Source organism: Pseudomonas batumici (assembly GCF_000820515.1).
GTDB classification, from domain to species: Bacteria; Pseudomonadota; Gammaproteobacteria; order Pseudomonadales; family Pseudomonadaceae; genus Aquipseudomonas; species Aquipseudomonas batumici.
In genome coordinates this window covers 20541-27504 of sequence record NZ_JXDG01000030.1, presented here as the reverse complement: position 1 = coordinate 27504, position 6964 = coordinate 20541, and the positions used below count along the sequence as shown (strand labels likewise).

At 63.9% G+C, this 6964-nt stretch carries 6 protein-coding genes; 2 read left to right on the top strand and 4 right to left on the bottom strand.

The genetic code is table 11. From position 1 onward, the window contains the following. Positions 1-172 precede the first annotated feature (172 nt). On the top strand, positions 173-1102 hold the full coding sequence (locus UCMB321_RS11345; protein WP_040066583.1) for a LysR family transcriptional regulator: 930 nt from the start codon (positions 173-175) through the stop codon (positions 1100-1102). An 18-nt stretch (positions 1103-1120) separates the two neighbouring features. Here UCMB321_RS11345 and UCMB321_RS11340 read toward each other — a convergent pair whose 3' ends face one another. From UCMB321_RS11340 to UCMB321_RS11325, 4 genes are all read right to left on the bottom strand, one after another. Next, positions 1121-2452 (bottom strand): MFS transporter, encoded by a 1332-nt coding sequence (locus UCMB321_RS11340; protein ID WP_040066581.1) that lies wholly within the window; start codon positions 2450-2452, stop codon positions 1121-1123. Between the two features lie 117 nt (positions 2453-2569). Continuing rightward, positions 2570-3763, bottom strand: a complete 1194-nt coding sequence (gene lhgO / locus UCMB321_RS11335; RefSeq protein WP_040066579.1) for an L-2-hydroxyglutarate oxidase — start codon at positions 3761-3763, stop codon at positions 2570-2572. 113 nt (positions 3764-3876) lie between these two features. Beyond that, complete coding sequence (locus UCMB321_RS11330) at positions 3877-4587, bottom strand: FadR/GntR family transcriptional regulator (protein ID WP_040066578.1); 711 nt, start codon at positions 4585-4587, stop codon at positions 3877-3879. Positions 4588-4661: 74 nt separating this feature from the next. Beyond that, the gene (locus tag UCMB321_RS11325; protein ID WP_040066576.1) at positions 4662-5549 is read right to left on the bottom strand and encodes a LysR family transcriptional regulator; all 888 of its coding nucleotides are present in this window, start codon (positions 5547-5549) and stop codon (positions 4662-4664) included. Between the two features lie 114 nt (positions 5550-5663). Here UCMB321_RS11325 and UCMB321_RS11320 point away from each other — a divergent pair, with 114 nt between their 5' ends. Continuing rightward, positions 5664-6956 carry a CitMHS family transporter gene (locus UCMB321_RS11320; RefSeq protein ID WP_040066574.1) on the top strand — a complete coding sequence of 431 codons (1293 nt, stop codon included), beginning with the start codon at positions 5664-5666 and terminating at the stop codon, positions 6954-6956. Positions 6957-6964: the final 8 nt, after the last annotated feature.

The following is a 6964-nucleotide window of genomic DNA, read 5'->3' as shown; positions in this document are numbered from 1 at the left end:
TCGAACAAGGCCGGCTGCTCCGGACAACGTAGCCCGGTATCTTCCAACCAGTTGGCGATATTCATGCTCAGCTCCTGCGTGCCTACATCCCTGTGGGTGGAGCAGGAAGGCTAACGGAAGGTTTTTTTTTGTGTTGCAATGCCACGTTGTGAAAAGTGCAATGAGGTGATCAATGGCGCTGGATATGTTGGGGGAGTTGGAGGCTTTCGCGACGGTAGCTCGCAAGCGTAGTTTCATCGCCGCGGCACGTACCCTGGGACGCTCCCCCAGCGCGTTGACCCGTGCCGTTCAGGCCCTGGAGGAAAGTGCCGGGGTCAAGCTGTTCAATCGCTCGTCCAATGCCGTGAGCCTGACCGAGGCGGGTGAGCGCTTCTTGCCCCACGCTTATAAAATGCTGGATCTGCAACGTGAGGCGGATGAGGACCTGGCCGGTCTCAGTGGCCTGGCCCACGGCTGGATTCGCTTTTCCGCCCCCGAGTCGCTCGGTCATGGGGTCTTGCCCCGGTTGATCGCGCAGTACTGCGAGCGTTATCTGGATGTGAACGTCGATGTGATTTTCACCGATGAGACCATCGATCCGGCCAAGAGCAAGCTGGACTTCTCGATTCGCGGCGCGTTTCCGCAATCCAGTGACCTGATCGGCTTTCCGCTCTGGAGTTACTCCCGTTACCTGTATGCCAGTCCCGGCTACCTGGAGCGGCGCGGGACGCCGGACTCTCTCGAGGCGCTGGAGGCGCATGCGTTGATCCTGCATACGGCACCGCGGATCCTCAAGGAGTGGAATTTTCGCAGCGAGGAACACACCACCAGCTTTCGAGTGCATCCGAAGTTTCGTTTCAGCTCCGGCGCGGCGGTGTTCCACGCGGTCCTGGCCGGTGTCGGGATCGCCCGGCTGGCGGACTGGCTGGCCGAGCCGGAGGCGGCGGCGGGGCGTCTGGTCCGGGTCTGTCCCGAGTACAGGCTCACCTCCAGCAGCGGCGAAAACCCGCAGATGCATGCGGTGTACCCGGCCGGGAATCTGCCGCTGCGGGTGAAGTCGCTGCTGGAGGTGATCCGTGGCTTTGGCGAAAGCCTCGATCGCAAGCATTCACTGACGTTCTAGGCCATTGCCAAAGCGCTGTCAGTTCTTGAAGTCTGAGTGCTTTTTGCCCTGGTCGCACAAGGCGAAGACCACGACACAGACCGCCGCGATCGCGAGGATCAGCGCCACGCCGTCAGTGGAATGGGTCGCCGAGGCCGACACCAGCGACAGGGCACCCAGGGGGGCCAGGCCACCGGCGACCGCCGTGCCGATTTCCCGTCCGGTACCAAAGCCCGAGGAGCGGGTCTGGGTCGGGAACTGACGACTCAGGAAGGAGCCCTGCGGCGCGAACATCATCGGCGCCAGGACCCCGGTGCCGATACCGATCGCCAGGTAGATCCGCCAGTTTTCAGCGCTGCCCAGCAGCGTCAGGAAGGGGTAGGCGAACAGCAGCGATAACACCCCGCCGAGAACCAGGACCGCCTTGCTGCTCCAGCGATCGCACAACCAGCCGAAAAACGGCACGGCGACGATGGCCACCAGGCTGGCGAGGGTCACCGAGAGGGAGGTGACGTGCACGTCCACGCCCTTGTATTGGGTTAGGTAGGCGAGGGAAAAGGTCTTGAAGATGTAGCTCAGGGCGTTGTAGCCGATGGCGACGAAAAACACCACGGCCAAACCCTTGAGATCGTTCTTCAGCAACGCTTTCAATGGCGAGACCTTGGGGCGTGCGCGTTTCTGCTGGTTCAGCTCGTTGAACTCCGGGGTTTCCGGAATGCTGTTGCGCACCCACAAGCCGATACCGACCAGGGCGATGCTGCAGATGAAGGGGATCCGCCAACCGCCTTCGAGCAGGAACGCATTGCCATTGAGGGTCAGCAGGTAAATGGTCAGCGACGACAGCAGCAGGCCGAGGTTCAGGCCCAATGCCGGCCAGGCACCCTGGCTGCCGCGCTTGCCCTGGGCGGCGTGCTCGTAGGAGGTCACGGCCGCTCCGGACAGCTCGGCCCCTGCACCCAGGCCCTGGATGATGCGGATCGCGACCAGCAGGGCGGGCGCCCAGAGACCGATGGAGGCGTAGCTGGGAATCAGTCCGATGAGCGTGGTGCAGACACCCATCATGCAGAAGGTCAGGACCAGCACCTGCTTGCGGCCGAACCTGTCGCCCAGGTAGCCGAACAGGATGCCGCCGAACGGACGGGCGATAAAGCCGATGGCAAAGGTCGAGAAGGCCAGCAGCGAGGCGGTCTGCGGGTTGCTGGCGTCGAAGAAGATCTTCGAGAAGACAATCGCCGCCATGGTTGCATAGAGGTAGAAGTCATACCACTCCAGCATCGAGCCGAAGATGGTGGCGGCGGCGATTTTGCGCAGGCGCTTGCGGGTCTGTTGGGGTGTTTCGACGGGGGATCCGGACTCTTCGTATACCGACATCAGTGGGTTCCTTGCAGGTCTTTATAGTTATTTTAAAGTGATCGCTGGTGCGCCCCGTTTGCCTTTCCCGGGCAAACGGAGAGGGCGTACTCCTGTACGCGGGGGGTGTTTTCCTGGTTAACGGGAGGCGAACAGTCGGTCGGCGATCATTTCGCCGATCGGCATGGCGGAGGTGGCGGCCGGTGACGGTGCATTGCAGACATGGACCATGCGCGACGTTTCGGCGAACAGGAAGTCATGCACCAGGGTGCCGTCGCGCATCACCGCTTGGGCGCGGATGCCGGCTTCGTAGGGCAGCAGGTCTTCGACGACCAGGGACGGGCAGTACTTGCGGCACTGTTCCAGGTAGCCGCGCTTGAACAATGAGTTCTTCATTTCCTGGCTGCCGGAGCCCAGGTTCTGCCACAGGGTTTTCCAGAACCCGGGGAAGGCGGCGTATTGCGCGACGTCCTGCCAGTTGACGGAGAACTTGCGGTAGTTCTCCCGGCCCAGCCCCAGTACGGCATTCGGTCCGACCGTGACGCTGCCGTCGATCATGCGGGTCAGGTGCACGCCAAGGAACGGCAGGTCCGGATCCGGAATGGGGTAGATCAGGTGATTGACGATGTCGTTCTTCGACGCCGGCAGGCGGAAGTATTCGCCGCGGAAGGGGATGATCTGGTGGTCGATGCGAATGCCGGCCAGGGTGGCCAGGCGGTCGGACTGCAGGCCGGCACAGGCCACCAGTTTGCGCGCCCGCCAGACGTGGTCGTGACTGCTGATGGTGACCTTGTCGCTGTCTTCCTGGATGGCCGTGACCCGGGTGTCGAGGCGGATCTCGCCGCCACTGGCGGTGATGACTCGGGCCATGGCTTGGCAGATTTCGCGGTAGTCGACGATGCCCGTGGCGTCGAGGAACAGGCCCCCGAGGCCGACGATGTTCGGTTCGCGCCGCCGCAGTTCCTCGGCATCGAGACGCTCGACCCGCATGCCATTGAGTTGCGAGCGCTCGTACAGGGCTTGCATGCGCTGCACTTCGAGGGCAGTGGAGGCCACCAGCAACTTGCCGCAGACCTCGAAGCGGATCCCGTGTTCGCGGCAGAAGTCTTTCGTGGCCTGAGCCCCGCGCTTGCACAGGTCGGCCTTGAGGCTGCCCGGCGCGTAGTAGATGCCGGCATGGATCACGCCGCTGTTATGACCGGTCTGGTGGCGGGCCAGGGTGGCTTCCTTTTCCAGGATCACTAGCGAGGCGCCGGGCTGGCGCTTGAGCAACGCCATGGCGGTGGCCAGGCCGACGATGCCGCCGCCAATGATGCAGAAGTCATAAGTCATGGAGGGGGTCTACCTTGTTATTGTTCATGTCTAGTTATCAGGTTGTCAGACTAATGAGGTCGAGCAAAGGGGCTTGTCCTTGCTCGGGCGCTGCTTGCGCCGCGTGAACCGGCTCAATTCATGGGAGGCAGTTCCAATTGCAAGCGTTTGGCCGAGGCGCGCAGATGCGCCTCGGCACAAGCGGCGGCAGCCTGGCGATTGCTCTCGGCGATGGCCTGGTACAGCGCCTGGTGTTCGCGCCCGGCATCCGCCGAGCCACCGACGGAGCGGGTGGCGGAGTTTTCCCAGGCGGTACGGCGTGCTTCGGCCAGTTGGCCGCGCAGGAAGTCATGGAAGGCGACGAAATAATCGTTCTTGCTGGCCTCGGCAATGGCCCGGTGAAAGGCCACGTCGGCGGCGGCTGCGGCGTCGAAGTCGGTACGTTTGTCGTGCATTTCCTGCAAGGCTTCGCGCATGCGTTGCAGGTCCGCCTCGTCACGGCGCTGGGCGGCAATGGAGGCGGCCTGGGTCTCGATCCACAGGCGCATTTCGAACATCTGCGCCAGGTCCGCCTTGCGCCCCTCGCTCCTGGGAAAGCGAAACACCGTGCCGGTCGGCGTCTGGGAAATGTATGAGCCGAGCCCGCGGCGGGCGATCAGCACACCGTCGGCCTTGAGCTGGGCAATGGCTTCGCGGACTACCGAGCGGCTGACATTCAACTGTTCCGCCAACTGCTGTTCGGTGGGCAGGCGCGATTCGGCCGCCAGGCGCCCGGCATCGATTTCCGCACGAATGGCGCTGACCACTCGTTCAACCAGGGAGTCGGGGCGTTGGAGTTCCAGCATGAAGGACAGGCTCGGTAGTCAGGTTGTCAGACAATGCCCGAGTGATTCAGGGGTTGTCAAGAAAGCGGGCGGCATCAGGTCGGGGCCAAACGTTCCCGGAGCAAGGCCACGAACCGCGTCGCGGCTGGGGACAGGGGCTGGCCGCTGCGGCTGATCAGGCCGATTTCGCGGCTGACGCCGGGGTGTGCCACCGGGCGTTTTTGCAGGCCGCCCAGGCCGTCATCCGCTGACTCCGGCAGCAGCGCCATGCCCAGTCCCTGGCGCACCAGTGCCAGGACCGTGGACATGTAGTTGGCTTCCAGTCCCGGTACCAGCGTCAGGCCTTGTTCGTCGAACAGTTGCTCGACCCGTTCGCGCACGCTGCTGTCGCGTCCGGTGAGGATCATCGGCTGGCCGCTCAAGTCCGCCAGGTCGAGCGTGGTCTTGCGCGTCAGCGGGTGTTCGTCAGGGAGGAACAGGCACAGGCGATCGACCATGACCACCTCGAAGTCCAGACCATGGCTGAGCCGGGCCCGTACCCCCAGTCCGAAGTCCACCTCGTTCTCCCGCACCAGGCTGTCGATGCGCTGCGCGACCACGTCGCGCAGGCGGATTTCGATACCGGGGTAGGCCTGGCGAAACTGCTTCAGTACCGGCGGCAGGGCCCCGGAGCAGATCGACGGCAAGGCGGCCAGGGTCACCACGCCCCGTTGCAGGCTGGCCAGGTCGCGGGAGCCGCTGACGATATTGTCCAGGTCCAGCAACAGTTTCTCCATGGGACCGCGGGCCTGCTGGCCGGCGCCGGTCAGGCTGACCTGGCGCGGGCTGCGCTCCAGCAGGGTGACGCCGAGCCATTCTTCCAACTGTTGGACCTGCACCGTCAGCGCCGAAGGTGAAAGGTGCAGCAGGGCGGCGGCACGGGCGAAGCTGCCGGTCTGGGCGACGGTGAGGAAGGCGCGGATATGCTGGACGGCGTTCTTCATTCTGTTTTTCCGAATGCATGGCGGTGAACATTCCAATTTACAAAGCTTAACCGCGTTCCAATACTCGGGGGAAAACAATAACTGTCCGCCGTTGAGCGGCCCCGGAGTCTTCCCATGCTCGCCACGCTGGGTGTCATCACCATCGTCTGTCTGCTTGCGGCTGTCATGAGCAAGCGTCTCTCGCCCCTGGTCGCGTTGATCGCCTTGCCGATCCTGGCTGCGCTGCTCGGTGGTTTCGGCCTGCAAACCAGTGCCTTTATCATCACCGGTATCAAGAACGTTGCCCCGGTGGTGGGCATGTTCGTGTTCGCCATCCTGTTCTTCGGGGTGATGACCGATGCCGGCATGCTCGACCCGATCATCGACCGCATCCTGCGCACGGTGGGCACGCGGCCCACGCGGATTGTCATGGGCACGACCTTGCTGGCGCTGCTGGTGCACCTTGACGGTTCCGGGGCGGTGACCTTTCTGGTGACGGTCCCGGCGATGCTGCCGCTGTATACGCGGTTGGGCATCGACCGGCGGATCCTCGCCTGTGTCGCGGCGATGGCCGCCGGGGTGAATTTCCTGCCCTGGACCGGCCCGGTGCTGCGCTCGTCGGCGGCCTTGCACGTGCCGGTGGCGGACCTGTTCCAGCCGCTGATTCCGGTGCAGATCGTCGGCCTGCTGTTTGTCTTCGCCAGTGCCTGGTGGTTGGGTCGGCGTGAAGAGCGGCGCCTGGGTCTGGGCGCCGATCTGGCCGTGGGCCACGTGCCGACCCGGGTGATCAGCGAGCAGGAACAAGCCCTGCGCCGCCCACGGCTGTTCCGGGCCAACCTGCTGATGACGGTGCTGGTGATGGCGGTGATGATCGCCGGCTGGGTCGATCCGGTGGTGATGTTCATGCTCGGCACCGTGGTTGCGCTGTGCCTCAACTACCCGAACGTCGACGCCCAGCGCGCCCGTATCGACGCTCACGCCAAGACCGCCCTGACCATGGCCAGCATTCTCCTGGCCGCCGGGGTCTTTACCGGCATCATGCAGGGCAGCGGCATGCTCAAGGCCATGGCCGAAGTGGCGGTGGCGCAGATCCCGGCCGGCCACGGCAAGCTGATTCCGGCGCTGGTGGGTTTCCTGTCGATGCCGCTGAGCCTGTTGTTTGATCCGGATTCCTTTTACTTCGGGGTGATGCCGGTGATCGCCGAGGTCGGCAAGGCCCTCGGCGTGGAGCCGTTGCAGGTGGCCCAGGCGTCCTTGCTGGGGGTGCACACCACCGGTTTCCCGGTCAGTCCGCTGACGCCGGCGACCTTTTTGCTGGTGGGCCTGTGCAAGATCGAACTGGCCGATCACCAGCGTTTCACTATTCCTTTCCTGCTCGCCGCCTCGGTGCTGATGACCTTGACGGCGTTGCTCCTGGGCGTCTTTTGAAATGAGGG

Bases quoted from the DNA above. Each gene is read 5' to 3' on its own strand.
- UCMB321_RS11320 (WP_040066574.1), top strand. From the start codon at position 5,664: ATGCTCGCCACGCTGGGTGTCATCACCATCGTCTGTCTGCTTGCGGCT.
- lhgO (WP_040066579.1), bottom strand. From the start codon at position 3,763: ATGACTTATGACTTCTGCATCATTGGCGGCGGCATCGTCGGCCTGGCC.
- UCMB321_RS11345 (WP_040066583.1), top strand. From the start codon at position 173: ATGGCGCTGGATATGTTGGGGGAGTTGGAGGCTTTCGCGACGGTAGCT.
- UCMB321_RS11340 (WP_040066581.1), bottom strand. From the start codon at position 2,452: ATGTCGGTATACGAAGAGTCCGGATCCCCCGTCGAAACACCCCAACAG.
- UCMB321_RS11325 (WP_040066576.1), bottom strand. From the start codon at position 5,549: ATGAAGAACGCCGTCCAGCATATCCGCGCCTTCCTCACCGTCGCCCAG.
- UCMB321_RS11330 (WP_040066578.1), bottom strand. From the start codon at position 4,587: ATGCTGGAACTCCAACGCCCCGACTCCCTGGTTGAACGAGTGGTCAGC.